At 66.3% G+C, this 25,955-nt stretch carries 22 protein-coding genes and 2 other RNA genes; 9 read left to right on the top strand and 15 right to left on the bottom strand.

Annotated features, from left to right (window positions below; genetic code table 11):
• Positions 1 to 45: 45 nt before the first annotated feature.
• Complete coding sequence (locus OZ10_RS22490) at positions 46 to 222, bottom strand: hypothetical protein (protein ID WP_158002164.1); 177 nt, start codon at positions 220 to 222, stop codon at positions 46 to 48.
• 182 nt (positions 223 to 404) lie between these two features.
• On the opposite strand from OZ10_RS22490, the gene OZ10_RS20585 reads away from it, so the two are divergent.
• Positions 405 to 478, top strand: a non-coding RNA gene (locus tag OZ10_RS20585) — sX9 sRNA.
• A gap of 33 nt (positions 479 to 511) precedes the next feature.
• Here the strand turns inward: OZ10_RS20585 and OZ10_RS07660 are convergent.
• From OZ10_RS07660 to OZ10_RS07650, 3 genes are all read right to left on the bottom strand, one after another.
• Positions 512 to 1,183: a class I SAM-dependent methyltransferase gene (locus OZ10_RS07660; protein ID WP_039564406.1), complete on the bottom strand. Its 672-nt coding sequence runs from the start codon at positions 1,181 to 1,183 to the stop codon at positions 512 to 514.
• Positions 1,184 to 1,504: 321 nt separating this feature from the next.
• Positions 1,505 to 2,155: an SGNH/GDSL hydrolase family protein gene (locus OZ10_RS07655; RefSeq protein ID WP_039406222.1), complete on the bottom strand. Its 651-nt coding sequence runs from the start codon at positions 2,153 to 2,155 to the stop codon at positions 1,505 to 1,507.
• Complete coding sequence (locus OZ10_RS07650) at positions 2,155 to 3,426, bottom strand: pyridoxal phosphate-dependent aminotransferase (RefSeq protein WP_039406224.1); 1,272 nt, start codon at positions 3,424 to 3,426, stop codon at positions 2,155 to 2,157. Before OZ10_RS07650 ends, OZ10_RS07655 begins: the two co-directional genes overlap by 1 nt.
• Before the next feature lie 150 nt (positions 3,427 to 3,576).
• Here OZ10_RS07650 and rsgA point away from each other — a divergent pair, with 150 nt between their 5' ends.
• The 3 genes from rsgA to OZ10_RS07635 all read left to right on the top strand — a co-directional run bounded on the left by rsgA (position 3,577) and on the right by OZ10_RS07635 (position 6,758).
• Positions 3,577 to 4,668: a ribosome small subunit-dependent GTPase A gene (gene rsgA / locus OZ10_RS07645; protein WP_039564404.1), complete on the top strand. Its 1,092-nt coding sequence runs from the start codon at positions 3,577 to 3,579 to the stop codon at positions 4,666 to 4,668.
• Positions 4,669 to 4,670: 2 nt separating this feature from the next.
• Positions 4,671 to 5,933, top strand: a complete 1,263-nt coding sequence (locus OZ10_RS07640) for a flavohemoglobin expression-modulating QEGLA motif protein (RefSeq protein WP_039406228.1) — start codon at positions 4,671 to 4,673, stop codon at positions 5,931 to 5,933.
• A 144-nt stretch (positions 5,934 to 6,077) separates the two neighbouring features.
• Positions 6,078 to 6,758, top strand: coding sequence for a type 1 glutamine amidotransferase domain-containing protein (locus OZ10_RS07635; RefSeq protein WP_039406230.1), 681 nt, complete (start codon positions 6,078 to 6,080; stop codon positions 6,756 to 6,758).
• A gap of 179 nt (positions 6,759 to 6,937) precedes the next feature.
• Here OZ10_RS07635 and OZ10_RS07630 read toward each other — a convergent pair whose 3' ends face one another.
• Positions 6,938 to 8,857: an alpha-amylase family protein gene (locus OZ10_RS07630; protein ID WP_039564403.1), complete on the bottom strand. Its 1,920-nt coding sequence runs from the start codon at positions 8,855 to 8,857 to the stop codon at positions 6,938 to 6,940.
• A 35-nt stretch (positions 8,858 to 8,892) separates the two neighbouring features.
• Positions 8,893 to 11,346 (bottom strand): TonB-dependent receptor, encoded by a 2,454-nt coding sequence (locus tag OZ10_RS07625; RefSeq protein WP_039564401.1) that lies wholly within the window; start codon positions 11,344 to 11,346, stop codon positions 8,893 to 8,895.
• Positions 11,347 to 11,612: 266 nt separating this feature from the next.
• Here OZ10_RS07625 and OZ10_RS07620 point away from each other — a divergent pair, with 266 nt between their 5' ends.
• Positions 11,613 to 12,938 (top strand): MFS transporter, encoded by a 1,326-nt coding sequence (locus OZ10_RS07620; protein WP_039564399.1) that lies wholly within the window; start codon positions 11,613 to 11,615, stop codon positions 12,936 to 12,938.
• Positions 12,939 to 13,203: 265 nt separating this feature from the next.
• On the opposite strand, the gene OZ10_RS07615 is transcribed toward OZ10_RS07620, so the two are convergent.
• The 4 genes from OZ10_RS07615 to OZ10_RS07600 form a co-directional block, all read right to left on the bottom strand.
• Positions 13,204 to 14,235, bottom strand: coding sequence for a LacI family DNA-binding transcriptional regulator (locus tag OZ10_RS07615; RefSeq protein WP_039406238.1), 1,032 nt, complete (start codon positions 14,233 to 14,235; stop codon positions 13,204 to 13,206).
• Between the two features lie 228 nt (positions 14,236 to 14,463).
• Positions 14,464 to 15,204 carry an acetoacetyl-CoA reductase gene (gene phbB, locus OZ10_RS07610; RefSeq protein WP_039406241.1) on the bottom strand — a complete coding sequence of 247 codons (741 nt, stop codon included), beginning with the start codon at positions 15,202 to 15,204 and terminating at the stop codon, positions 14,464 to 14,466.
• Between the two features lie 120 nt (positions 15,205 to 15,324).
• A complete protein-coding gene (locus OZ10_RS07605) occupies positions 15,325 to 16,653 on the bottom strand; it encodes a CitMHS family transporter (protein ID WP_039564397.1) in 1,329 nt (442 codons plus the stop codon).
• 214 nt (positions 16,654 to 16,867) lie between these two features.
• On the bottom strand, positions 16,868 to 18,061 hold the full coding sequence (locus OZ10_RS07600) for an OprO/OprP family phosphate-selective porin (protein ID WP_039406244.1): 1,194 nt from the start codon (positions 18,059 to 18,061) through the stop codon (positions 16,868 to 16,870).
• A gap of 254 nt (positions 18,062 to 18,315) precedes the next feature.
• Between OZ10_RS07600 and OZ10_RS07595 the strand changes: the two genes are divergently transcribed.
• The 4 genes from OZ10_RS07595 (at position 18,316) to OZ10_RS07580 (ending at position 22,390) form a co-directional block, all read left to right on the top strand.
• A complete protein-coding gene (locus OZ10_RS07595; RefSeq protein ID WP_039406246.1) occupies positions 18,316 to 19,017 on the top strand; it encodes a response regulator transcription factor in 702 nt (233 codons plus the stop codon).
• Positions 19,010 to 20,395, top strand: coding sequence for a sensor histidine kinase (locus OZ10_RS07590; RefSeq protein WP_039406248.1), 1,386 nt, complete (start codon positions 19,010 to 19,012; stop codon positions 20,393 to 20,395). The genes OZ10_RS07595 and OZ10_RS07590 overlap by 8 nt, the downstream gene beginning before the upstream one ends.
• Positions 20,395 to 21,444, top strand: coding sequence for an ABC transporter substrate-binding protein (locus OZ10_RS07585; RefSeq protein WP_039406250.1), 1,050 nt, complete (start codon positions 20,395 to 20,397; stop codon positions 21,442 to 21,444). Before OZ10_RS07590 ends, OZ10_RS07585 begins: the two co-directional genes overlap by 1 nt.
• A 307-nt stretch (positions 21,445 to 21,751) precedes the next feature.
• Positions 21,752 to 22,390, top strand: a complete 639-nt coding sequence (locus OZ10_RS07580) for a response regulator (protein WP_039406253.1) — start codon at positions 21,752 to 21,754, stop codon at positions 22,388 to 22,390.
• Between the two features lie 86 nt (positions 22,391 to 22,476).
• Here OZ10_RS07580 and OZ10_RS20575 read toward each other — a convergent pair.
• The 5 genes from OZ10_RS20575 to OZ10_RS07560 form a co-directional block, all read right to left on the bottom strand.
• Positions 22,477 to 22,553, bottom strand: a non-coding RNA gene (locus OZ10_RS20575) — sX9 sRNA.
• A 58-nt stretch (positions 22,554 to 22,611) separates the two neighbouring features.
• Complete coding sequence (locus OZ10_RS07575) at positions 22,612 to 22,977, bottom strand: Atu4866 domain-containing protein (RefSeq protein WP_039406305.1); 366 nt, start codon at positions 22,975 to 22,977, stop codon at positions 22,612 to 22,614.
• 11 nt (positions 22,978 to 22,988) lie between these two features.
• Positions 22,989 to 23,534: a nuclear transport factor 2 family protein gene (locus OZ10_RS07570; protein WP_039564394.1), complete on the bottom strand. Its 546-nt coding sequence runs from the start codon at positions 23,532 to 23,534 to the stop codon at positions 22,989 to 22,991.
• A gap of 16 nt (positions 23,535 to 23,550) precedes the next feature.
• Entirely contained in the window at positions 23,551 to 24,621 is a 1,071-nt protein-coding gene (locus OZ10_RS07565) for an aldo/keto reductase (RefSeq protein WP_039564393.1), read from the bottom strand.
• A 397-nt stretch (positions 24,622 to 25,018) separates the two neighbouring features.
• Positions 25,019 to 25,855 (bottom strand): DUF1460 domain-containing protein, encoded by an 837-nt coding sequence (locus tag OZ10_RS07560; RefSeq protein WP_039406259.1) that lies wholly within the window; start codon positions 25,853 to 25,855, stop codon positions 25,019 to 25,021.
• Positions 25,856 to 25,955 lie beyond the last annotated feature (100 nt).

The following is a 25,955-nucleotide window of genomic DNA, read 5'->3' as shown; positions in this document are numbered from 1 at the left end:
GGTGGGCGGGCAAGGACCCGTGAGGTTGGTCGGTGTGCAGAGTTTTCAAAAAGCACACCAGCGACGCGGCATCTCGTTTTCAGCAAAAACTACCAGCCAACTGTCTGACGCGGTGATTTCGTCCCTCAATAACGTCACCAGCAGGCTGCCTGGTGCGATGTCCTCATCACTAGCGGGGCCGCTTACGGCATACCGCAAACCAATCGCTATGGATGGATCCATGCGTGTCCCGCGAGCGGTGAGGGCGCCGCGCCCTCGACAACCCAGCCGCATCTGCTCGAGTGGATCGGTAATGGCGATCTCAAGCCAAGCGCCTCATCTCCCACCGCATGCCGCCCGGGATCGTCCAGATAACGCCAGGAGCGGCTGTTACAACGACCACGCGATTGCCCGGCTGCCGCGTCATGCACACGCGTACATCCCGGTCTCTGCGTGCCGTCCACATCCGTCCGGCGACCGCGCGTTATGTCTGTCAGCCGTTCTGAATCGAGAAAGCCTCGTTGTGCACGGCTCAGCGCGGTTCGGCCACGATCAACCAGTTGTTGAACGGCGTATTGCCGTACAGCGGTGCAAACGTGGCGCGCAGGCCGGCCGCGTTCAGCTGCGCCTGCAGGCTGTCGCGGGTGGGGTAGCTACGCGGCATGCGCTGCATCCAGCCGCTCAGGTGCGCCAGCACGTCGGTGACGCGGCTGGTGCGGCCGCGGCTGCTGGCATCGCCCAACGCGCTGCGGATCACCAGTTTTGCGCCTGGCGTGAGCATCTGCGCCACGCTGCGGAGCAGGCCGGCCTGCATGTCCGCTTGCAGATACTGCAGCACGTCCAGGATGGTGACGCTGCCCTGATGCTGCGGCCAGGCCAGGCTCAGGTCGACCACCTCGAACCTGGTATTGCCCAGTGCCGAGCGCTGCGCGATATGTTGCGCGCGGCGGATCTTGGATGCATCCACATCCACTCCGTAATACGCCAGCGCCTGCCCGTCGGCGCGCAAGGCATGCGCCAGCAGGCCCAGCCCGCAGCCCAGATCCAGCACCGGCGCGGTGGTGGTGCGCAGCTGCGCCAGTACGCCCGGGTAGAGCGGATCGGTGCGCAACTTGGCGTGCGTGTAGTAGTAGTCGTAGCGGTTGCCCAGCGGGTGCTTGGGCAAAAACGCGCGTGCGATCGCCAGCGCTTGTGCGCGGCTCATCGGCTGGGTGGCGGTGCTGTGCAATGTCGTTCCTTGGCAATCAGGCGTGCTGCGCGGGTAGCTTAGGGCCTGCCGGCGTGATTGCGGTAGGCCCGATTGGCGTTTTCCCAGTGCCTGGTCACGCGCAGCCCTGCCCGGCGTCGATAGCGCGCTTGTTGCACCCTTGCGGCGCGGCGCGCCGTTGGTGATGTGCGGCAGCGCCGACCAGCTGGGCGGTCGCTAGACGGCGGCAACTGCTGCCCGTGCCTCGGGCCGATGACCACGCAGCACCAGACCAGTACGCGCGCCTGCTTCGCCCAAGCGCAAGCGCACGCCGTTGGCTCAGGCAATCGTGTCGACAGATCCCAATGCGCCCAACGCATCGCGCGCCGCAGGCAGCGCCACGGCGGCCCAGCGCGCATACATCGCAGCCGAAGGATGCAGGCCGTCGTCGACCAGCATCGCGATCGCATCGCCGCCGTCGCGGCTGGTGGCGGTGATATCGATGAAGCGGACGGCGCGCTCGCCGCAGCGCTCGGCCGCCACACCGTTGAAGGCATCGATCTGCGCGGCGATCAGCCCGGCATCGCGGCCTTGCGCGCGCGCAAAGGGCGTCAGCCCCCAGTCGGGAATCGACAGCACCAGCACGCGTGCCGCGTGGCCGCCGGCCAACGCAATGGCCTGCTGCAATAATGCGTCGAACTGGCTGCGGTAGTCGTCCAGCGCCAGCCCGCGGTATTGATTGTTGACGCCGATCAACAGGCTGACCAGGTCGTACGGGCCCTGCGGCGCCGCAGCGTCGATGCCGGCCTGCAGTTCGTCGGTGGTCCAGCCGGTGGTGGCGACGATCTGCGGCGCCTGCACCGACCAGCCATGCGCGCGCAGGCCCTCGACCAGCTGCACCGGCCAGCGCTGCGCGGGGTCGACGCCTTCGCCAATCGTGTACGAGTCGCCCAGCGCCAGATAGCGCTGCGGCGTGCCGGGCGCGGCCATCACGCCACGCTGCGCGACTTGAGCGGCACCACCTTGGTCACCGCCTCAGCGCGGCGTGCCAGGGCGCGGTCGATGCGTGCGAACACATCACGCATCACGCTGGCCTCGGGCATCAGGGTCACGCGGAAATGGTGACGGTACGGCACGTTGAAGCTGGAGCCGGGCACCACCAGCACGCCTTCCTCGTTCATCAGATCGAGTGCGAACTCGTGATCGTCGAAGTTGCGTGCCGCCGCACCCACCACCGCCGGGAATGCGTACAGCGCCCCGGCCGGTGCCACCAGCTGCAGGTGCTCGCTGGCCGCACAGGCCTCGATCACCGCGCGGCGGGTTTCGTACAGGCGGCCACCCGGCGCGCACAGCGCCGAAATGGTATCCGGCCCGTTCACCGCCGCATCGATGGCGTACTGCCCCGGCACGTTGGCGCACAGGCGTAGAGCGCCGAGCAGGTCCATCGCGTTGCGCAGGTCGTTGATGCGCGCCTGCTCGCCGGACAGCAGCGCCCAGCCCACCCGCCAGCCGCAGGCGCGGTGCACCTTGCTCAAGCCGCTGAAGGTGATGCACGGGTGCGCGCCGGCCAGCGGCGCCACCGGCACGAAGGCCGCGCCGTCGTAGAGCACCTGGTCGTAGATCTCATCGACCATCAGCAGCAGATTGTGCTTGGTGGCGATGGCCACGATGCGCTCCAGCAGCTCGCGCGAATAACTGGCGCCGCTGGGGTTGTTCGGGTTGATCAGCACGATGGCGCGGGTGCGCGAGGACACCAGCGTCTCTATCTCAACAGGGTCCGGCTGGAAGCCATTTTCCGGCGCGCAGCGGTAGTACACCGGGCGACCATCGTTGAGGATGGTGGCGGCCGACCACAGCGGGTAGTCGGGCGAGGGCACCAGCACCTCGTCGCCGGGATTGAGCAGAGCGCGCAACGACAGGTCGATCAACTCGCTGACGCCGTTGCCGACAAAAATACGGTCCGGGTGCGCATCCGGGTGCTGGCGGCGCGAGTACGCGGTGGCGATGGCTTCGCGCGCTTCCGGCAGGCCTTGCTGATGGGTGTAGGGATCGGTGCGGCCCATGTCATCGGCGATCGCGCGCTGCAGATGCTCCGGCGCGCGGAACCCGAATGCACCCGGGTTACCGATATTGAGCTTGATCAGCTTGCGGCCCTGCGCCTCCAGCTCCCGCGCTCGCCGCGCCAGTTCGCCCCGGATTTCGTAGCGGACTTCGGACAGACGCTCGCGGATGGCGAGCGGCTTTTGCGGGGCAGTGGACATGCGACGGGCCGGTTGTAGGCGTGAGGCTTGGCATGGTAGCGGAAATGCGCCATGCGGACATGCTTGCATCGGCAACGATGTCAAGGGGGGCTTCAGGCCCGCGCTAACCGATTGCACAGGCGGCAGCGGCCAGCCAGCTAGAATCGCCCCATGAGCGACATCACTCCCGATTACCCCATCCTCCAATCCATCGGCTGGCCCTGGCCTGGCCCCCCGGAAGACTCCGCCTGGCAGGCGATCTTTGCCGCGCATCCACAGGCGTTGCCGGCGCGGGTGGTGGAGCAGCATCGCACCGGCTATGTGGTGGCCGATACGCCGGAGGCCAGCCTGAAGGCGGAGTCGTTGCCGGAGTGGCAGCGGCCGCGCTTTCCGAGCCATGAACGGGCGGCGGTGGGCGATTGGGTGCTGATGGAGGGCAAGCGCATCGTGGCGCTGCTGCCGCGGCGTACCTCGATCAAGCGCGGTGCGGCCGGCGAGCATTATCACCAGCAGGTGATCGCGGCCAATATCGATACGGTGTTCATCGTGTGCGGGCTGGATGCGGACTTCAATCCGCGCCGCATCGAACGCTATCTGCTGCTGGTCGGCGGCGGTGGTGCGCAGCCGGTGGTGGTGCTGACCAAGGCCGACCAGACCGAATACGCCGAGGATGCATTGGCGGTGCTGGAGGAGCTGGAGGCGCAGAACATTCCGTTGCGCGCGGTCAACGCCAAGGACCCGGACAGCGTGGCCGCACTGCGGCCGTGGCTGGGCGATGGGCGCACGGCGGTGCTGGTGGGCTCGTCCGGTGCGGGCAAATCGACGCTGACCAATACGCTGCTCGGCACGCAGAAGATGAAGACCAATGCCGTGCGCGAAAACGATTCGCGTGGCCGGCATACCACCACGCATCGTGCGCTGATCCCGCTGCCCACCGGTGCATGTCTGATCGATACGCCGGGCATGCGCGAGCTCAAGCCCACCGGTGAAGAGGATCTGGCCGAAGGCGGGTTCTCCGATGTGGAGGCGCTGGCGGCGCAGTGCCGCTTCAATGACTGCGCACACATCGCCGAGCCCGGTTGCGCGGTGCGTGCGGCGATCGAGGCCGATACGCTGGATCCGGAGCGGGTGGCCAACTACATGAAGCTGCGCGTGGAAGTGGCCGCCGCCGCCGAGAAGCTTGCCACCCGGGTCGCGCAGAACACACGCGGCAAGGGCTCGGGCAAGCGACCGGCCAGCGTCGATCGCCCCGGGCGGCGCTGAGCATGCCCTCGCGCAAAGGCCCGCCGGACATCGTCCATCACGCGGCGCTGGACGCGCGTTTGGTCAAGGCGGTGCGCGGCGTGCGCCTGCTGGCGTTGGCCAGCTGGCCGCGCTCGCTGCAGGAACCGTTTCTGCACAGCGTGGCGCGTGGCCAGCCGGAATTGCCGCAGGTGGAGTACCCCGCGCTCGATTTCGGCGACACCCGGCGCGAACTGTCCGCCATCGCAAAAGCCGCCGACCCGCATCATCCCATCGGTGCGTACCTGATCGATTCGACCCATAGCTGGGACCTGGCGGCCGGCCTGCTGGAGTCGCTGGGTACCGCCGCGGTCAGCGATTACTCGGCGCAGCTGTTCGGCGTGCCCGACGACCCGATGCCGGGCAACGGCCCGACCACGCGTGAGGCGGCGCGCCATTTCATCCAGATCGCGCAGGAACTGGACCGCGAGCTGCTGGCGCCGGAAGAGCAGGTGCCGGTCTCGGCCACCGCCTTGCGCATGCAGCTGCAGAACGACCTGGATGCGTTCTTCGACGGACGCGTCATCACCGTCACGCTCGACCCGGATCTGCTGGCCAAGGCGGCCGCCGGTGCACACCGTATCCGCTTGCGTACCGGCGCCACCTTCAGTGATTACGACCGCGCGCAGTTGTTCCATCACGAAGCGCTGGTGCATTCGCTCACCGCGCTCAATGGCCGCGCGCAGGTGCACCTGCCGAGCCTGGGCATTTCCTCGCCGCGTACTACCGCCACACAGGAAGGTCTGGCGACGTTTGCCGAGCAGATCACCGGCAGCATCGACATCGAACGCATGAAACGCATCAGCCTGCGCATCGAGGCGATTGCGATGGCGCGCGCGGGTGCCGACTTCATCGAGGTGTTTGGTTATTTCACCAATGGTGGCCAGAGCGCGGCGGAGAGTTTTTCATCCGCCCAGCGCGTGTTCCGCGGCGTGCCCACCAGCGGCGGCGGTGCATTCACCAAGGACACCGTCTACTTGCGCGGCCTGGTGGCCGTGCACACCTTCTTCCGGCATGCCTTGCAGCGTGACCAGCTGCAGCTATGCCGTTACCTGTTCGCCGGCAAGATGGCACTCGGCGATGTGGCGCGGTTTGCGCCGTTGTTCGACAGCGGCGTGCTGGTGGCCCCACGCTGGTTGCCGCCGTGGGTGAGCCGTGCCAGTGGGCTGGCCGGCATGCTGGCGTTCTCGTTGTTTGCCAATCGCATCCGCATGGATCAACTGCAGCCGCCGGCGATCAATGTGTGAAGCGCCGCGCCGCAGTGGCAAGAACGCAGCGATGACATTGGTGAACATTGCATCGCACACCCACGCGCTCTACACGAGCTTGCAACGAGCTGGACTGCACACTGCCTGCCTCGCCCGAGACGGGCAACGACGCGAGGCAATGCGATGAAAATCCTGATGGTGCTCACCTCCCACGACCAGCTCGGCGATACCGGCAAGAAGACCGGCTTCTGGCTGGAAGAATTCGCCGCGCCGTATTACGTGTTCAAGGACGCGGGCGCAGACATCACCCTGGTCTCACCCAAGGGCGGCCAGCCGCCGCTGGACCCCAAGAGCGACGAGCCAGACGCGCAAACCGACGCCACCAAGCGTTTCAAGCAGGACCCGGAAGCGCAGAAGGCGCTGGCGAGCACGCACCGCCTGGCCGACGTCAAGGCCGACGACTTCGATGTGCTGTTCTACCCGGGTGGCCACGGCCCGCTGTGGGACCTGGCCGAAGATGCGCATTCCATCGCGCTGATCGAGGCATTCGCCAAGGCCGACAAGCCGCACGGGCTGGTTTGCCATGCACCGGGTGCGCTGCGCCGCGTCAAGGGCAGCGACGGCAAGCCGCTGGTCAACGGCCGCCGCGTCACCGGCTTCACCAATGGCGAAGAAGAAGGCGTGGGCCTGACCAAGATCGTGCCGTTCCTGGTTGAAGACGTGCTGACCGAACTTGGTGGCAAGTACGAAAAGGGCGCGGATTGGGGCGTGCACGTGGTCACCGACGGCAGCCTGGTCACCGGGCAGAACCCGGCTTCGTCCGAGAAGACCGCAGAGACCTTGCTTACGTTGGCCAAGCGCTGATCTTGCGAAAGCCCCTTTCCGTGGGGGCGAAGGGGCACAGCTTGCACGCCACAGGCGCGCGTGCCTTGGAGCGCCTGCGCCGCAAGCGCAGACCGGGGTGCGGACGCGGTGGTTGGGGTGAGGGTACGGTTTGCTTGTAACGCGGCAAGCCGCTGCTCACCGCACCACCGCCTGCTCGCTCAGGCCCCGCGCTGCAACCAACGCACCCCATAAGCTGGGAGCAAAAGCGACACGTTATCGCCCGGCGTTGCAACGTCCACATCGCCGCCGGTCTCCAGCAACTTCCAACCGCCACCGTCGATCGCCGCAAGCTCAACCGCAAGCGGCTGCTCGCCGAAGTTATGCACGGCCACGAAGCTGTGACCACGCGTCAACGCAAACAGTTGCGGATTGCCTAGCGCAATGCTGCCAAGCGTCTGATCGGCAGCCAATGCGGGAAGAGCGGCGCGCTGCTGGATCAACCCACGCAGACGGCGATAGACCGCACCACTCAAGCTATCTGCATCGTGGCGTTGCGTGGCGGCCTGCCAATCCATCGCCGGCCGATGCAGCCAGCGGCCTTCGTGCTGGCGCTCGGCATCCGTGCGGTAACCGGTGTCGTTGACCAGTGCCAATTCGTCGCCCATGTAGATCAGCGGCACGCCCGGCATCGCAAGCACAACCGCGTACAGCAGCACCAGCCGGTTCACTGCAACCGTCAACGCCGCCGCATCGTCTGCCTCGTGCGCTGCCTGGATGCCAGTCAACGCAGCGGCCATGCCGTTGGTGCCGTGCACGCCATCCCCGCTGCTTTGAAAGCTTTCGCCGCGTGCGTAGCTGCCCGGTACTTGATTGGCATAAAAGCGCGCGACATCGCGCAGCGAAAACGGCGGCTGCGTCGCATTGCCGGCTGCTTCGTGCTGCAACACGTTCCAGCCGATGTCGTCGTGGCAGCGCACATAGCTCAGCCATGCACAATTGGCCGGCAATGGCGGGCTGTGCGCGATGACGTTGTGCAGGATGTCGCCGCGTTGCAATGCCAGTGCCGACCAACCGGCTGCCATCAGCGTGCTGTGGTAGGCCAGATGACATTCGTGGCCCTGATCCATGCCGCTGCCGAAGTACGGCGGCAGTTGCGTCATCGGCACGATCGCCTCGGCCTTCATTGCGACCGCCGGCGCCACGATGTCGGTCACCGCGCGCAACGCCACCAGCAAGGTGTGCGCCTCGGGCTGGTTCATGCAGTCGGTGCCTGTGCGCTTCCACAGGTACGCAGTGGAATCCAGCCGGAACGCTTCCACGCCCAGATTGGCCAGCTGCAGCATGGCCAGCGCCATGTCGCCGAATACGGCCGGGTTGCTCCAGTTCAAATCCCATTGGTAGGGGTAGAACGTGGTCCACATCCATTGCGCGGTGTCGTCCACCCAGGTGAAGTTGCCCGGCGCGGTATGCGGAAACACTTGCCCCAGCGTGTGTTCGTACTGGTCGGGCAGGGTGCGGTCGGCGAAGTGATGGTAATAGTCGAGATAGCGTGCATCGCCCGCGCGTGCGGCCTGAGCCCAGGCGTGATCGTCGGCGGTGTGGTTGAGCACGAAGTCGGCGCACAGGCTGATGTCGGCTTCGCGCAGGCGGGTGGTGAGTGCGACCAGGTCGTCGTTGTTGCCCAGGCGGGGTTCCACCTGGCCGTAATCGCTGACCGCAAAGCCGCCGTCATTGTCGCCGGCGCGTGCACGCAGGAACGGCAGCAGGTGCAGGTACCGCACGCCCAGTTCCTGCAGGTACGGCACGCGTTCTGCCACGCCCTGCAGCGTGCCGGCAAAGCGGTCCGCGTAGGCGCTGTAGCCCAACATGTGCTGTTCGCCGAACCAGCCCGGCTGGCGTGTGGCATCGAGCTGTTGCAATGCCGCCGGCCGCTGCTGCGCGCTGTTGCCGAGCGCGCCTAGCCAGGACGTCAACCAGGTCGAGAAATCGCCGCGTTCGCCGTACAGCGTCTGCAGTGCATCCAGCAGGCGGGGCGCATGCGCATCGAAGCGCGCCAACAGTATGTCGGCACGCGATGCATCCAACGGCGCAGCGAACGCTGCGCGCGCAGTGGTCAAACGGATGGGGGAGGTGCTCATCGGCAGACGCCGGGCCTGGGCCCGGCGTGGGGTCCTTAGAAGTCGTAACGCAGGCTGATGCTGGTGGTGCGGCCGGCAATCGAGCGCGCGCGGATGATGCCGTTGGCCGGAATGCTGGCTTCTTCGGCCTCGGTCAGGCCAAAGGTGTTGAACAGGTTGTTGACGTTGAGTGCGACGGTGAGCGCATCGGTCACGCGGTAGTCGCCGAACAGGTTCACCTGCGTATAGCCGGGCATCTTGAGCTGGTTGGAATCCTGGGTGTAGGCATCGGTGGTGCCGATCAGGTTCACGCCGAACTGGTAGCCGTCGCCGCGGTAGCTGGGCGTGAGCTGCCACACCACATCGGCCTGGCGACGCGGCACATTGCCGGTGTTTTCCGGGGTGATCTGGTCGCGGGAGATTTCTGCATCGGTCCAGGTCAGGCCGCCGTTGACGGTGAAACCTTCGTAGCGGTAGCTGGCTTCCAGCTCCACGCCGTGCGCTTCGTAGCTACGGTTGAAGAAGCGCTGGCTGGTGACTTCGAAGTTCTGTTCCTGGGTACGCGCGGAGAACGCAGTGGCGAACAGGCTCAATCCATCGCGGCGCCACTTCAGGCCGGCTTCGGCCTGGCGCACCACGTTGACGCCTTCATCGGACGACACCGAGCCGTCGTCGCGCACCACGCCGAACAACAACCGGTCTGCGTTGGCGCGCGCGCCGCGGCTGATGCGCGCGAAGGCGCCCAGGTCGTCGGTGATCAGGTAGTTGCCACCCAGCGAGTACGACAGGTAGTTCCAGTCGTAGTCCACCGGGCGGGAGTTGGCGGTGTCGACCGTGGCCACGCGCTGTTCCACCGGCTGGATCACGCCGTCGCCGTTGACGTCCAGGTTCTGCGCGATGGCGGTGCCGTTGTAGCTGCCGCGCGCGTCGCCCATGTCGTAGCGCAGGCTGCCGTCGACGCTGAACTTGCCGCTGTCGAAAGTCAGTGCCACATACGGTGCGTTGACGTCGTAACGCACGTCGTAGCTGCGGGTGACGCAGCAGTCGCCCCAGAACGGGGTGCCGTAGGCGTACAGGCCGTTTTGCGAGCGCGATACGCCGGCAGCGTCGACCACGTTGAGCAGGCGCGAATCGCGGCCCAGGCTCTGCACGTAGGAGTTCCAGGTCCAGTCCATGTCGATGGTCTGGCGCGAGCTGTAATAGCCGGCGCGCAGGTTGAGCGTGCGGCCGTCGCCGCCGAACTCGCGCGAGACGCTCAGATCGTTGGTGACATTGCCCAGGTCGTTGATGGCGACATTGAACAGATGCGTGCGGATGGCGTTGCCGGTGTAGGCCTGGCCGGCATCGGCACCGCTGGCTTGTACCAACTGCGCACCGGCGCCGCCGATGGAGGCGGCCAGCGTGGCCGCATCGGTGACTTCGGCCGGGAACGGGCTGACGAAGCGGCCGCTGTTATCGGCGATACGGAATTTCTCGCTCAGGTTCCAGCCGTTGCCCAGGTCGAACCAGGCCTCGGCGCCGATGGTGCGCGAGATTGGGTGCATGCCGTCGCCCAGGTCGGTGCGGCGCGGCCGGTTGTTGCCGTCCAGGCCGGCATCGCTGCGGAAATTGCGGCTGTACAAGGTGTCGTTGCCGGGGTCGAAGCCGGGGAAGCCGCCCAGGTCCGGCGAGCCGTCGCGGCCACGCACCGAGGTGGGCACAGGCAGATAGCCGGCGGCGCGGTCGTTGAGGTATTTGCCGTACAGACGCACATAGCCGTTGTCGAACAGACGGGTGAGGTTGGCCTTGATCTGGCCGCCCTTGTCGGTGGTGTAGCCGGCATCGCGCACGCCATCGCCCTGGCGGAAGAAGCCGCCGATGTTGAACTGCCATTGCTCGGCGAACGGCGCGCCGTAATTGAAGTCGATGCGGGTGTTGTCGTAGTCCAGGCCGCGGCTGACGCCGACGCTGCCGCCTTCGGTATCACCGGTCTTGCTGATGAAGTTGATGATGCCGCCGGGCGCGTTGCTGGTGAACGTTGACGCCGAGCCGCCGCGGATGGCCTCGATGCGGTCCAGGGTGAAATCCGAGCGCAGGAAGATGTCGGCATTGCCGAAGGCGATATCGCCGAACTCCATCACCGGCAGTCCGTCTTCCTGTAACTGCAGGAACTTGGCGCCGCCCGATGCGACGGGAAGGCCACGCACGGCGATGTTGGCATTGCCTTCGCCACCGCTGGATTCGGAGCGGATGCCGGGGATGTTGCGGAAGATTTCGGCGGTGCTGCGTGGCGCCGATTGTTCGATGGCCTCGGCACCGACGGTGCTGACCGAGACGCTGGATTTCAGCTTGGTGGTGGCGGTGGACGTGCCGGTCACGAACACCGAATCCAGATTGACCGCGGCGCTGTCGGCGGCCGGCGGAGTGGCGGGTGCGGCAGCGGTGTCCTGGGCCAGCGCGGCGGGCGCGCACAGGCAGGAAACGACCGCGCAGGCCAGGGCATGCAGGCGCAGGGTGTGCAAGGTGGACATCGCGATTCTCTCTCTCACAGGTGATGGTGTGCCGACGCCTGCATCGTCCCCTCCCAGGGAATGGCCGTGCGGCCTGCAGTGCGAGCGCAGTAATACGCGCCAATACAATCGATTGCAATCGTGCATTGCAGCATTCGAATGACTTCAATGACGCCCATAAGGCAAAGCGCCAACGTGCTGCGGCGCAGCGTTACAATCGATTGCAAAGGCGGCAGGGTACAGTGCGCTGCGGCCACTGGGAGCCGCACCGATGCCCAGGGCCCTGCATGTCGTCGACCGCTCCTCCGCTTTCCTTTGCGCGCATCCTGGCGCTCAACGCCGGCTTCTTCGGCGTGCAATACAGCTTCGGCTTGCAGCAGAGCAACATGAGCCCGATCTACAACTACCTGGGCGCCGACCACGCCAGCCTGCCGTACCTGTGGCTGGCCGGGCCGATCACCGGGCTGGTGCTGCAGCCGTTCGTGGGTGCATGGAGTGACCGCTCGGTCACCCGCTGGGGCCGGCGCATGCCGTACATGGTCCTGGGCGCGCTGGTGTGCAGCCTGTGCCTGCTGGCGATGCCGTTCAGTACCGCGCTGTGGATGGCGGTGTGCCTGCTGTGGATCCTGGATGCGGCCAACAACGTGGCGATGGAGCCGTACCGTGCACTGGTCAGCGACGTGCTGGCGCCACCGCAGCGGCCGCTGGGATACCTGACCCAAAGCGCGTTCACCGGTCTGGCGCAAACCCTGGCCTACCTCACGCCGCCGCTGCTGGTGTGGATGGGCATGAACCAGGATGCCGCCAACGCACATCATATTCCGTACGTCACCATCGCTGCGTTCGTGATCGGTGCGGGATTTTCGGCCGCCTCCATCCTGCTCACCGCTCGCAGCGTGCGCGAGCCGGCGATTGCGCCGGTAGAGATCGCGCGCATGCGCCAGCGCGGCGCCGGCCTGGGCGCGGTGATACGCGAGATCGGCGGTGCGTTGCGCGACATGCCGCCGACCATGCGCCAGCTGGCCCCGGTGATGCTGTTCCAGTGGTACGCGATCTTCTGCTACTGGCAATACATCGTGCTGTCGTTGTCGACCACGTTGTTCGGCACCACCGACGCCACCTCGCACGGGTTCCGCGAGGCGGGGCTGGTCAACGGGCAGATCGGCGGCTTCTACAATTTCATCGCGTTTCTGGCCGCATTTGCGATGGTGCCGGTGGTACGCCGCTTCGGCCCGAAGTACACGCATGCCGCGTGCCTGCTGGCGGCGGGCGCCGGCATGTGGATGTTGACGGGCATCGAGAACCGCTGGCTGTTGCTGCTGCCGATGATCGGCATTGGTCTTGCCTGGGCCAGCATGATGGGCAACCCGTATCTGATGCTGGCCGACAGCATTCCGCCCGAGCGTACCGGCGTGTACATGGGCTTGTTCAACCTGTTCATCGTGCTGCCGATGCTGATCCAGATCGTCACCTTGCCGCTGTATTACGAGCGCCTGCTGCACGGCGACCCGCGCAACGTGATCAAGCTTGCCGGCGCACTGATGCTGGCCGCCGCGGTAGCGATGCTGTGCGTGCGCGTCCGCAAGCCGAAAGTGATCCTGTCAGATTCTTAGGAATACCTAGCTGACATCGCCGGCTGCCTGCCCCCTCATCCGCCCTTCGGGCACCTTCTCCCGCAGGCGGGAGAAGGAAGCGGGCTGCCGACTGGTATCTTCGAATCGGCAATCGGCAATCCGCAATCCGCAATCCGCAATCCCAATCCCAATCCCAATCCCAATCCCAATCCCAATCCCAATCCCAATCCCAATCCCGAATCCCGAATCCCGAATCCCGAATCCCGAATCCCGAATCCCAAATCCCGAATCCCAAATCCCCGCTTCACGCCGACTCGCGCACCACCAGCTTCACCGGCATTTCAACCGATTGCACCGTTTCGCCGGCAATGAGCGCCAGCAGGCGATCCACCAGCAATCGTGCGGCCAGGCCCAGGTCCTGCCGTACCGTGGTCAGCGGGGGCTGGCTGTAGGCGGCCAGCGGGATGTCGTCGAAGCCCACCAGCGAAATGTCCTGCGGCACGCGGTGGCCGGCTTCGACCAGGGCGCGGATGGCGCCCACGGCAATCACGTCGGAGGCGGCAAACAGGCCATCCGGCGGGTCGGTCTTCTTGAGCATGGCGCGGGTCAGCCGGTAGGCGTCTTCGCTGACGAAATGGCTACGCGCATGCAGGCGAGTGTCGAATTCCAGCCCGTGCTGCTCCAGCGCGTGCCGGTAACCGGCAAAGCGCGGTGCCACTTCCGGCAGCTGGTCGTCGCCGAGAAAGGCGATACGCTGGCGGCCGCTGGCGATCAGGTGTTCGGTGGCCAATGCGCCGCCCTGGAAATTGTCGCTGCCTACGCTGATGTAGGCCTGCCCGTCGATGCGGCTGCCCCAGACCGCCATCGGCAAGCCATCGCGTGCGGCTTCGTCCAGTGCGGCATGCTCGGAGCTTTGCCCCAGCACGATCACGCCATCGGAGCGGTTGCCGCGCGCCAGCTGCTCCACCCAGCCGTCCTGGTGTCGGTCCAGCTTGGATAGCAGCATGCTGTAGCCACGGCCGGTGAGTTCTTCGGCCAGCAGCGCCAGCATGGTCATCAGGAACGGATCGGACAGCGGCTGATCCAGCGCATGCATCATCGGCACCGCCACGCTCACCGTGTTGGAGCGTTTGGCGCGCAGGCTGCGCGCGACCGGGTCGACCTGATAGCCGGCATCGGCGGCAATCTGCTTGATGTAGGCGCGGGTGCGCTCGGCCACCACCGGGCTGCCGGCCAATGCACGCGACACGGTGGACTCGGAGACGCCGGCCATGCGGGCGATGTCGGCCATCTGCGGGCGGGCATTGTGCGTGGTGCGTTCTGAAGGTTTGGCCATGGCAGCGCACTGCGGAAAAGCCAGAGTGTAATCAGTTCGCACTAGAGGCGGGTTGTTCGCGTAGTGGCGGCCGCTTGTGCGCGGATGCGCTACGTCATCGCGCACCCATGTCCTAGCGTTTGCACTTGATCGGTCGACGTGCGTGGCAGACGGACACGACGGCTGCGTCGCCGTGGCCTGTACCCGAGGTACCGAAGAGGTGCCGCCAGTGGTGTGCGGCGGCGGCCATCAGCCCATGTAGAGGCCGCCATTGACCGCATAGTCGGCGCCGGTCACGTAGGCAGCCTCGTCTGAAGCGAGCCACGCGCACAGGCCCGCCACTTCGGCCGGCTTGCCCAGCCGGCGCACCGGTACCGAGGTGGCCAGGCGGTCGAGTACGTCCGGCGGAAAGCTGCTGATGGATGCGCTGGCGATGTAACCGGGCGAGATGGTGTTGACGGTCACCCCGCGCGAGGCGACTTCTTGCGCCAGGGCGCGGCTGAAGCCATGCATGGCCGCCTTGGCGGTGGCGAAATTGATCTGCCCGATCTGGCCCTTGTGCGCGCTGACCGAACCGATGTTGACGATGCGCCCCCAGCCGCGCGACGTCATGCCATCGACCACCTGCTTGGTGATGTTGAACAACGAGTGCAGGTTGCTGGCGATCACCGCGTTCCAGTCGTCGCGGGTCATCTGCCGGAACAAGGTGTCGCGGCTGCCGCCGGCGTTGTTGACCAGCACATCGATCTCGCCGACTTCGGCCTTGACCTTGGCAAACGCGGCCACGGTGGACTCCCAGTCGGCGGCATTGCCTTCGGAGGCCACGAAGTCGAAACCCTGTTCGCGCTGCTCGCGCAACCAGGCCGACTTGCGCGGCGAATTGGGCCCGCAACCGGCAACCACGGTGTGCCCGCTGCGCGCCAGCTTCTGGCAGATCGCGGTGCCCACACTGCCCATGCCGCTGGTGACGTATGCGATGCGGAGAGTCATTGAGTAACTCCTTCGGAGTTGGGATTCGGGATTGGGGATAACGGGATTCGTAACAGCGGGCAGTGATTCGCTCTGGCTTTTGCGAATCCCCAATCCCGAATGCCGAATCCCGGCGCGCGACTAGCGCGCCAACGGAAACAGGCCAAACGCCAGCCCGCCCGCCAGCATCAGCAGGGAAATCAGCACCGCCCACTTCAGCGTGAAGCGTTGGTGGTCGGCAAAGTCGACCTTGGCCAGGCCGACCAGCAGATAGGTCGAGGGCACCAGGGGGCTCAGCAGATGCACCGGCTGGCCTGCGAGCGAGGCGCGGGCCATTTCCACCGGGGTGATACCGTAGTGGCCGGCCGCTTCGGACAGGATCGGCAGCACGCCGAAATAGAACGCGTCGTTGGACATGAAGAACGTAAACGGCATGCTGACGATCGCGGTGATCACCGCCAGGTACGGGCCCCAGCTATCGGGGATCACCGCCAGGAAACTGCGCGACATCGCCTCCACCATGCCGGTGTTGGACAGGATGCCGGTGAAGATGCCCGCGGCGAAAATCAGCGACACCACCGACAGCACGTTGCCGGCATGGTTGACCAAGCGGCGGCGCTGTTCGGCCAGGTTCGGGTAGTTGATCATCAGCGCCAGCGCAAAGCCGATCATGAACAACACCGGCATCGGCAGCACGCCCACCACCAGCGCGCCCATCAGCGCTAGGGTCAGGATCAGGTTCACCCACAGCAGCTTGGGCCGCTTCATGTCTTCGGTATCTTCCACGCGCGGCAATGCGTCGTTGTCTTCGGGGATGCTGGTGTCCAGCCAGTTGCCGTCGGCCGGCAGCCGCACCACGCCCAGGCGCCGTCGCTCCCGCATGCCCAGGTACCACGCCAGCGTCAGGATGCCGGCAATCGCCAGCAGCATGGCCGGTACCAGCGGCACGAACACATCGGCCGGGTCCACATGCAAGGCAGTGGCGGCGCGCGCGGTGGGGCCGCCCCACGGGGTCAGGTTCATCACGCCGCTGGCCAGGATGGTCACGCAGGTGAGGTTGAGCGCGTTCATGCCCAGGCGCTGGTACAGCGGCAACATCGCCGAGACGGTGATCATGTAGGTGGTGGAGCCGTCGCCGTCGAGCGAGATCAGCATCGCCAGGATCGCCGTACCCATCACGATCTTCAGCGGGTCGCCCTTGACCAGGCGCAGGATGCGGCCGACCAGCGGGTCGAACAACCCGGCATCGATCATCACCCCGAAGTAGAGGATGGCGAACATCAGCATCACGCCGGTGGGCGCGATCTTCTTGATGCCTTCGAGCATCATGTCGTTGATGCCGGTGCCGAAGCCGCCCAGCAACGCGAACACGATCGGTACCGTGATCAGAGCCACCAGCGGCGACAGCCGCTTGCTCATGATCAGGTACATGAAGGTGATCACCATTCCGAAACCGAGCGCGGTCAGCATGCGGGCAAATCCTTTGAGGCGTACAGCAGGGAGAGGGCGGAGCGCAGCGCTGCACAGGACGCGCAGTGCTGGTGATGGGGTGGTGTGGAAACGGCCGGTGGTACAAGCACACGCGCATCGCAACGTTGCAGTGTCTTGCGCGGACCGCGCTGCGCACGCGTAGCGATGGCACGCAAGGCGCTCACTTCACTGCGAGGTGCGGGCGGGCATCGCATCAGAAGTCGTACTGGAAGCGGCCGGTGACCGCCAGCGTGTGATCGACCACCGCATTCATGGTGCGGTCGCGGTTGCGGCTGTCGATGACATTGAGCATCACGCGCAGGTTGGGCTTGAAGTACCAGTTCCCGCCCAGCGTCCACGACTGCGTGCTGGCATCGATGAAGTTGGGCTGCCCATCCAGGTGCTGGTCGCCGCGCATGTAGTCGTAACGCAGCGCCAGCTCGAACGCGCCGCTTGGGCGGTTGGGCGTGGCGATGCGGCTGAAGCGGCCGGTCTTGCGGTCGTAGCCGCGCGATTCGCCGGTGACGAACCAGCTGACCAGCCCGTAGCTCGCCAACACCTTGGCATGCTGGCTGCCATCGTCGAGCAGGCCGCCGCTGAATTCGCTCTGCCACGACCACGGGCCCATGACTTCGGCATATTCCAGCGACCATTTGTCGAAGTCGGTGTCGCGGCCGTCGGCAAAACGCGCCAGGGTGATGCGGCTGTTGTTGGCCAGATCGTTTTCGGGGCGCGGCCGGATCAGCAGCGGCGCTGCGCCGGCGCTGCCCGGGTGCGAATAACGCTCGTGCGCCAGCGAGATGCCCAGGTGGCGCAGGCGCGCTTCGCCCATCTCCGGCGCAAAGGTCAGCCGGGTGCCGAGCGCACCGCCCTTGGTGGCGGAATTATCGATGCTTTCCAGGCTGTACAACGCCGTGGACCAGGTGGCATCCGGGCGGTTGGCCTGCCAGGAAATCGCCTTGCGGTAGATCGGCGCCAGCGTGGTGGAGGCATAGCCGCGCTCCAGGAACGGGCCGTAATTGGAGCCGGTGCGGTCATCGAGCGAGAAGTACTGCTTGAACTGGCCCACGGTCAGCGTACCGGCAGAAAACTTCTTGGCGATATAGACATCGCGCGCCAGGATGCCGCGGCTGCCCGGCTCGTACTGCAGGCCGGCAAATTCCGCCTCGGCCTTGTAGTTGAAGCCGTAGAACTTGCCCGCTACGTCCAGCCACGCGCGGCGGAACTGGGTGTCGTTGCGCTCGGGCGTGCCGCGATCATCGTTGTCGAACACGGTGAAGTCCCAGTGGATACGCCCGCCCACTTCCGCAGTGACCGGGCCTTCGCCATCGGCCGCATGCACTGCCGGTGCCAGGCAGAGCGCCGCACAGGCGGTGAACGCACGCAGGCGCAAGGTGTCGTTGCTCACAGACCCTCCCAGGTACATGTGTGAATCACGTTCAGCGATGCACCGCACAACCGCCGCGGCGCGTTGGCAGCAGCCTAGTCCGGTGAAGCTGTCATGGACCTGTCGTTGCTGGGCGGGGATTGGGGAGTCGGGATTGGGGATTCGTAAGAACAGAACTACACAGCGGCAAGCTTTTGTGCGCGCGGCCTGTTACCTTCCGGCCGCAGCCAACCGCTGTTACGAATCCCCAATCCCTATTCACGAATCCCTGCCGCATGCGCCTGCTGCTAGTCGAAGACAATGCCGATCTCGCCGATGCCATCGTGCGGCGCATGCGCCGGAGCGGGCATGCGGTGGATTGGCAGGCCGATGGGTTGGCGGCGGCGAGTGTGTTGCGCTATCAGAGTTTTGATCTGGTGGTGCTGGATATCGGCTTGCCCAAGCTCGACGGATTGCGCGTGCTGGCCGGGATGCGCGAGCGCGGCGACACCACGCCGGTGCTGATGCTGACCGCGCGCGATGGCATCGAAGACCGCGTGCAGGCGCTGGACGTCGGAGCGGACGACTACCTGGGCAAGCCGTTCGATTTTCGCGAGTTCGAAGCACGCTGCCGCGTGCTGCTGCGCCGCAATCGTGGCCAGGCCACCGAGGTGGTGCAGATCGGCGGCTTCGTGTTCGACAACGCGGCGCACACAGTGACACTTGACGGTGCGCCGATCGACCTGCCCAACCGCGAATACCGGCTGCTGGAGATATTGATCGGGCGGCTGGGCCACGTGGTGGGCAAGGACGAGATCGGCAACGGCCTGTTCGGCTTCGACGACGACGCCGGGCCGAATGCGATCGAGCTGTATGTCGGCCGGCTGCGGCGCAAGCTGGCCGGTGCGCCGTTGCGCATCGTCACCGTGCGTGGCGCCGGTTACAAGCTCGAGGAAGCCGACCCGCATGCGCCCGCAGAGCCGGCCATCGATGGCTGAGCCGCTGCCGGTGGCGCCGTCGATCCGGCGCACCTTGCTGCTGTATCTGGGCAGCCTGTCGCTGCTGGGCGCAGTGGTGCTGTTCTTTGCGGCGCGCGATTACGGCGAGCGCGCGGCCAACCGGTCCTATGATCATCTGCTGGTGTCTTCGGCGCTGTCCATCGTCGACAGCGTGGCGCTGGTCGGTGGCGACTGGCAGGTGGACCTGCCGTATGCCTCGCTCGACCTGCTCGGCATGGCGCCGGAAGACCGTGTGTTCTACCGCGTGTTCGACGCGCAGGGCCGCACCATCACCGGTGAAGACACCCTGCCGTCGCCGGCACGTGCGCCCGGTGATGAGCGCCCGGTGCTGTTCGATGCCCTCTACAGCGGTGAGCCGGTGCGCTTTGCGGTGGTGATGCACCGCGTGGCCTCGGCCTCCGGGCAGGGCGAAGTGCGCGTGCAGGTGGGCCAGACCCGGCGCGCACGCGATGCGGTGGCGCGCGATGTGGTGCTCAATGCCCTGGTGGCGATCGGGGTGCTGTCGCTGCTGGCGCTGGGGCTGGTGTGGCTGGGCGTGTATCGCGCACTGCGGCCGCTGCAACGGATCGAACGTGACCTCTCCCGGCGTGAACCGTCGGAGCTAAAGCCGCTCACCGTGCCGGCACCGCAGGAAATGCAGTTGATGGTGGCCGCGCTCAACCGCTTCATGGCACGGCTGTCGTCCAGCAACGAAACCCTGCGCGCCTTCATGGCCGAAGCCGCGCACCAGATGCGCACACCGCTGGCCGCATTGCGCGCGCAGGCACAGCTGGCCATGGACGACGACGACCCGCGCGAGATGCAACGCAGCCTGGTGGCGATCGAGCGCAACGCCAGCCACATGAGCCGGCTGCTCAATCAGTTGCTCAGCGATGCCAGCGTGATCCACCGTGCAAACCTGCAGCGCTTTGCCACCGTGGATCTGGCCGAGGTGCTGCACCAGGCCCTGCACGAAGCGCTGCCGCGCAGCGAGGGCGCACCACGCGTGCAACTGGCCATCGACCCGCAACCGGCGCTGTTGCGCGGCGATGCGCTGCTGCTGCGCGAAGCGCTCAAGAACCTAATCGACAATGCCTGCAAATATGGCGCCGGCGCGCCGCTGCAGGTGGCGCTGACCAGCGACGGCAGCCATCACGTGCTCACCATTGCCGACCACGGCCCGGGTATCCCGGCCGCCGAGGCCGAGCGCGTGTTCGAGCGCTTCGTGCGTGGGCCCGACGCGCCGGCCGGTGGCGCGGGGCTGGGGCTTGCCATCGTCAAGCGCGTGGTGGAAGCGCATGGCGGGCGTATCGATCTGGCCAACCGCATCGGCGGCGGGTTGATCGCTTCGTTGCATTTTCCTGGAGGAACGGCGTGATGCGTGTGCTGTGGGTCCTCGTCTTGTTGCTGATGCAGGGGGTCGCGTGCGCGGCGCCAGGCGATGTGCGGCGCTTCCCCGCGCAGGGGCCGGTGCATGCGCAGCTGCGCGTACAGGGTTCCACCGATCTGGAAGTATTCGGCGCCGTCATCCAGGACTACCAGCGCCTGCATCCCGGCACCGAGGTGATCTACGAAGACGTGATCGCCTGGGACATCTACGCGCACTATCTGCAGCCCGGCGCCGGCACCTCGACCGCCGACATGCTGATCAGCGCCAGCATGGACCTGCAGACCAAGCTGGTGAACGACGGCCATGCGCTTGCCCACCGCTCGGCGCAGACCGAGGCATTGCCTGCCTGGGCGCAGTGGCGGCACGAGGTGTTCGGGATCAGTTACGAGCCGGTGGCCATCGTCTACAACACCCGCAAGCTCGATGCGGCGCGGGTACCGCGGACCCGGCGGCAGTTGCTGGCCTTGTTGCGTGCACCCGATGCGCCGTTACGCGGCAAGGTGGGCACCTACGATGTCGAACGCAGCGGGGTGGGGTATCTGTTCGCTACCCAGGACGGACAGGTGGGCAGCATCGCCGGCGCGTTGCTGGCCGCGTTGGGGGCCAACCAGGTCAGGCTGGAAGAACGCACCGGCACCTTGCTCGACCGCGTCAGCCGTGGCGACTTACTGCTGGCCTACAACGTGCTCGGCTCCTACGCGCAGACCCGCATCGATGCCGGCGCCCCGCTGGGCATCGTGCAGCCGCAGGACTACACGCTGGTGGCGCTGCGCACCGCGGTGATCCCCAAGACCGCGCCGCATGCGCCGGAAGCACGCAGGTTCCTCGACTATCTGCTGTCGCCACGCGGCCAGCAGGTGCTCTCGCGCGAGGCGCGCCTGATGCCGATCCTGCCGGCCGCCGGCGGCCGCGGCGGCTCGGCGCAACCACCGTTCCGGCCGATTCCGCTCGGCCCCGGCCTGCTGGTCTATCTGGACAAGCTTAAGCGCCGCCAGTTTCTGGATGCCTGGCGTGCGAGCACGCATCCGCCGCGTTAGAGCGTGTTATGCACTTTGAGATGAGATGCGTTGGCCCTCAGCGGTGCGGAGCGGGTGCTGTGTGGCACCGGCTTGGCTGGCGCCAGGGCAAGCCGCGCGGCGCGCGCTCCGTGTCGCTGACGGCCAACCCTCCGGGAAGCGCCCTGTAAGGCGCCGATACCGCGTTGCGCGCCTTGCCCGGGCGGCCAGCCTGGGCCGCAGCGCACGCCTTGTCTCGACGCGCCACAGGACGCTTCGCACTCACTTCAAAGTAGATAGCACGCTCTGGGGCAAGGCAGCGGCGGCGGCCATGTGCCAGACTTGGCGCATGGCCGATCTCACCATTCTCGTCGCCGACGACCACCCGCTGTTCCGTGCGGCGGTGATCCATGTATTGCAGCAGACCCTGCCGCAGGCGCAGGTCGTGGAAGCGTCCAGCGCCGCCACGTTGAGCGCGATGCTGCGCTCGCACCCGCAGGCCGAGCTGGTGCTGCTGGACCTGGCCATGCCCGGCGCACGCGGCTTTTCGGCGCTGCTGCATGTGCGTGGCGAGCACCCGGACATCCCGGTGGTGGTGATCTCGTCCAACGATCATCCGCGGGTGATCCGGCGTGCCCAGCAGTTCGGCGCGGCCGGCTTCATCCCCAAATCCACCCCTGCCGAATCGATCGGCACGGCGGTGGCCAGCGTGCTGGACGGCGGCACCTGGTTTCCGCCGATGACCGCCGAGCGCTCGGAAGCCGATGCGCAGCTGGCCGCCAAACTCGCCCAGCTCACCCCGCAGCAATTTCGCGTGCTGCTGAGCCTGGCCGATGGCCTGCTCAACAAGCAGATTGCGCATGAGCTGGGTCTGGCCGAAAACACCGTCAAGGTGCACGTCACCGCGATCCTGAAAAAGCTCGACTGCTATAGCCGCACGCAGGCGGCCGTGCTGGTTAAGGCGCTGGAGCCGGAAGGCGAGGGTTGATTGCGCGTGCGCTGCGGGTTGCGGCCTGCAGCCACACCACACATGGCGCACAGCGCACGCAGCCAGTGCGCCCGCCCATCACGTGCGGCTGCAACACCGTAGCGAGCAAGCGTCAGCTGGCCATGCACGGCGCGCGCAGACCCGCGATGTACGCGTGGTCCATGCCGCACGAGCACCGGCCGCGCCCGCCTGACGACTGCGCAGCCGTTGTGCTGGTCGCTCTACGCCGGCGGCTGCCGATAGAACACCATGCCGCCGTGATGCAGCTCGTCGTCGGTAACGAACTGGCCGTCGGCGGTGAACCCGGTGTCGTCCCAGTAGTCGATGTGAGTGCCGGTGATTTCGTAGCGGCCCTGGTAGGCGCTCTGGCGTGTGCCGCGGGCCTCGTCGTAGCGGCCGTTCGGCAGTAATTCCTGCCGGATCCGTCCGTCGCCGGTGACCCACATGCCGATAAACGTGTGCGCTTGCATGGCGTGTCCTGGTTGCTGTGGCGATGTGGTGGTGGCCTTGGCCGGTTGCGCGGCCACCACCGACGGGCAGGCGAGCGCAGAACCGGCGCCAAGCGCCACCGCAATGGCCGCTTTCATCGGCATGTCGCTCATGGGCTGGCCCTGCGTTGCATGGGGCGTTGACCGCGCAGCAGCACGGCGTCGTAGGCGGGCAGGTCCAGGAACGCGTTGACCTCGACAGCTTTGCCGTCGTGCATCCGCATGATCCATGCGTAACGGTTGCGATAGCTGCTACCGTCGCGCAGCGTGGCCACGCCTTCCCACTGCACGATGACATGCTCGCCATCGGCCCAGATGCGTTGCTGCACCGGGCGCAGTGGCGAGGCCAGGCGCTCGGCCAGCGGGCGGACTGCGGTGGCGATCAACACATCGCGGCCGCGCAAGCTGCCTGCGCTTGGGCCGGAGCCTTTGATGGTCCACACCACCTCCGGCGACAGCAGCGTTTGAAAGAGGTCGCTGGCGCCGGCCCGCCACTGCGCAAACGCCGCTTCGACGATGCGCTTGTTGCACACGTGTACCGGCTGCCCCGCGCAAACCTCTGCGGATGCAGCGTCCTTCGACATGGCACCGGCGTTGCCTGCGAAGGTTGCGGCGACGAGCAGCGCTGCCGCCGCGAGGGCTGAGGGTCTGGTCATGGCTGCTCCGTGGTAATCAGCTGCGCAGCTGCAGCGGATGGGTGCCGTAGATCAACTGCTGCGCCATCGGCCTGCCGATGAAGCGTTCGGGGAAGATCGGCGGCAAGGCGCTGACGCTCTCCAGGCGCGCAAGCTGGTCGTCGTTGAGCGCGATGTCCAACGCACCGAAGTTGTCTTCGGCCTGCTGCAGGGTACGTGCCCCCATCACCGGCGAAACCACCGCCGGGTGGCGCAAGGTCCAGGCCAGCGCCACCTGCGAGCGGGAAGCGCCCACTTCAGCGGCGACCGCACCGACCGCATCGGCGATGTCCAGCGAGCGCGCATTGAGATGCCCGGTCGAGGCAATCACGCCCTTGCGGCTGCTCGACACGTCGGCCGAATTGTCGTCGGACAGGTCCGCGCGGCTGTATTTGCCGGTCAGGATGCCGCCGCCCAGCGGCGACCACGGCAGCACGCCCAGGCCCAGCTCCCGCGCCATCGGCATGAGTTCGTGTTCGACGCTACGCTCGACCAGGCTGTATTCGATCTGCAGCGCCACCAGCGGCGACCAGCCACGCAGGTCGGCCAGCGTCTGCAGCTGCGCCACCCGCCAGGCCGGCGTGTTGCAGATGCCGATGTAGAGCACCTTGCCCGCCTGCACCAGATGGTCCAGGCCGCGCATGACTTCCTCCGGCGAGGTGGTGAAGTCCCAGGCGTGCAGGTACAGCAGGTCGATGCGATCGGTGTCGAGCTGACGCAGGCTGGTCTCGACCGAGCGGATCAGATTGAGGCGATGATTGCCGCCGGAATTGATGTTGCTCGCGTCACGCGCCATGGTGAATTTGGTGGCGAGCACGAAGCGTTCGCGGTGGCCCTTGATCAACTCGCCGAGGATGCGTTCGGAGCCGCCGTTGGTGTAGTTCACCGCGGTGTCAACGAAGTTGCCGCCGCGGTCTGCGTAGGCATCGAAGATGCGCCTGGCTTCGCCTGCATCCGCGCCCCAGCCCCACGCCTCGCCAAAGGTCATGGTGCCCAGCGCGAGCGGCGACACCCGCAGCCCCGAGCGGCCGAGCAGGCGATAGCGATCCAGCGAATGTGTCTGTGTCATGGGTGTCTCCCGGCAGTGGCGTTGTGCGTCATGCAACGCACTTTGCCGCCGGCGGCGAGACCAGCGTGAGCCCGGTTATCCGGGAGTCTTGCCTGATCGTCCAGATCCACGACCCCGACCGCGCCTCAGCGTGATTGCGTGACCCGGCGACGTGGCTGGGTGCGTGTTGAGGTCAGAAGGCGAGCTTCAAGCGGACGCAGGCGCGGACGCAATTGCCGGTGCAAGTACAGACGCAAGTACAGACGCCCGAGCTGTCCTGCTCCTGTAGGAGCGACCCTGGTCGCGAGGGCCTTCCCCGCGACGGGCAAGCCCTCACGGCCAGCTCCGCTCCTACAACGGCCGTGGAAATAACCGCGCAAGCCAACGGGTATGACAGCGCTCTGCGCGCGTGGCGACGTCAGGGCTTGGGCCGGTAGACCACGATGCCGGCGGTCCTGGCGACGTACTCCAGGAAGGGTGAGTCCACCACCTTGTTGTTTTCCGGTCGCGAGGACGCATTGCGCAGCACCGGGCCAGCATCGGTCATCAGGAAGATGCCGACATGGCTGACATCCAGCCCGGCCGCGGGCGAGTATCTGCCGACATAGTCGCCGGTGCGCAGCTGGCGCACGACGTTGCTGTCCACGGCAGCAGCCGGGATGTAGGTGATGGTTCGCTGCACGATCGGCAACCCGGGCAGGTAGTTGCTGCCATCGGCCTTGAGATTCAGCGCCTTGTCCACGCTGACCGCAGCGGGGCTGAGCGTGGCGGTGATGTCGTCGGCCAGCTCGTAGGGGCGGGCGACCCAGTCGGAAAAGAAATGCTTGCGATAGGGAAAGCCGACGATGCCATCGACATAGCGGGTGAGCACCAGCCGATCGACGAAATCCTGCTGCGAAGACGCCCTGCGCGCGGCTTCGACGTAATCCAGATAGGTGAAGCAATCCAGACCGGTGAAATCGATGATCAGCTTTTCCGGCGTCGTCGCCGAGCCCTGCAGCATGTTGGCCTGGTAAGGCGTGTCGAGAAAGAGGGCCGAAATCCGCTTGATCAGATGCCCCGGGCTCAGGCCGCGGTGACGGGAAACCTGGTCCAGCACCGTGTTCAGGCGCTGCACCGTGTAAGGGTTCAAGTCCGCACGGATCGGCCCGGCGGGTTGCACGGTTGCTGCAGGCGTGGCTGCCTGCGCGGGCAGGCTGGCCGCGCAGCCTGCAGACAGCAACGAGGCCGCTAGCAGTGACGTGTGTTTGAACATGGTGACTCCATCGTCCGGGGGGAGGAAATCGACCAACGCGCAAGCGTGGAATCTAAACCAGCAACACTGCAAAGGCGTTGCACGGTGTCGCCGTCGTCTG

It is taken from the genome of Xanthomonas cannabis pv. cannabis (assembly GCF_000802365.1).
GTDB lineage: Bacteria > Pseudomonadota > Gammaproteobacteria > Xanthomonadales > Xanthomonadaceae > Xanthomonas > Xanthomonas cannabis.
This window is presented reverse-complemented; position numbering and strand designations above follow the sequence as displayed.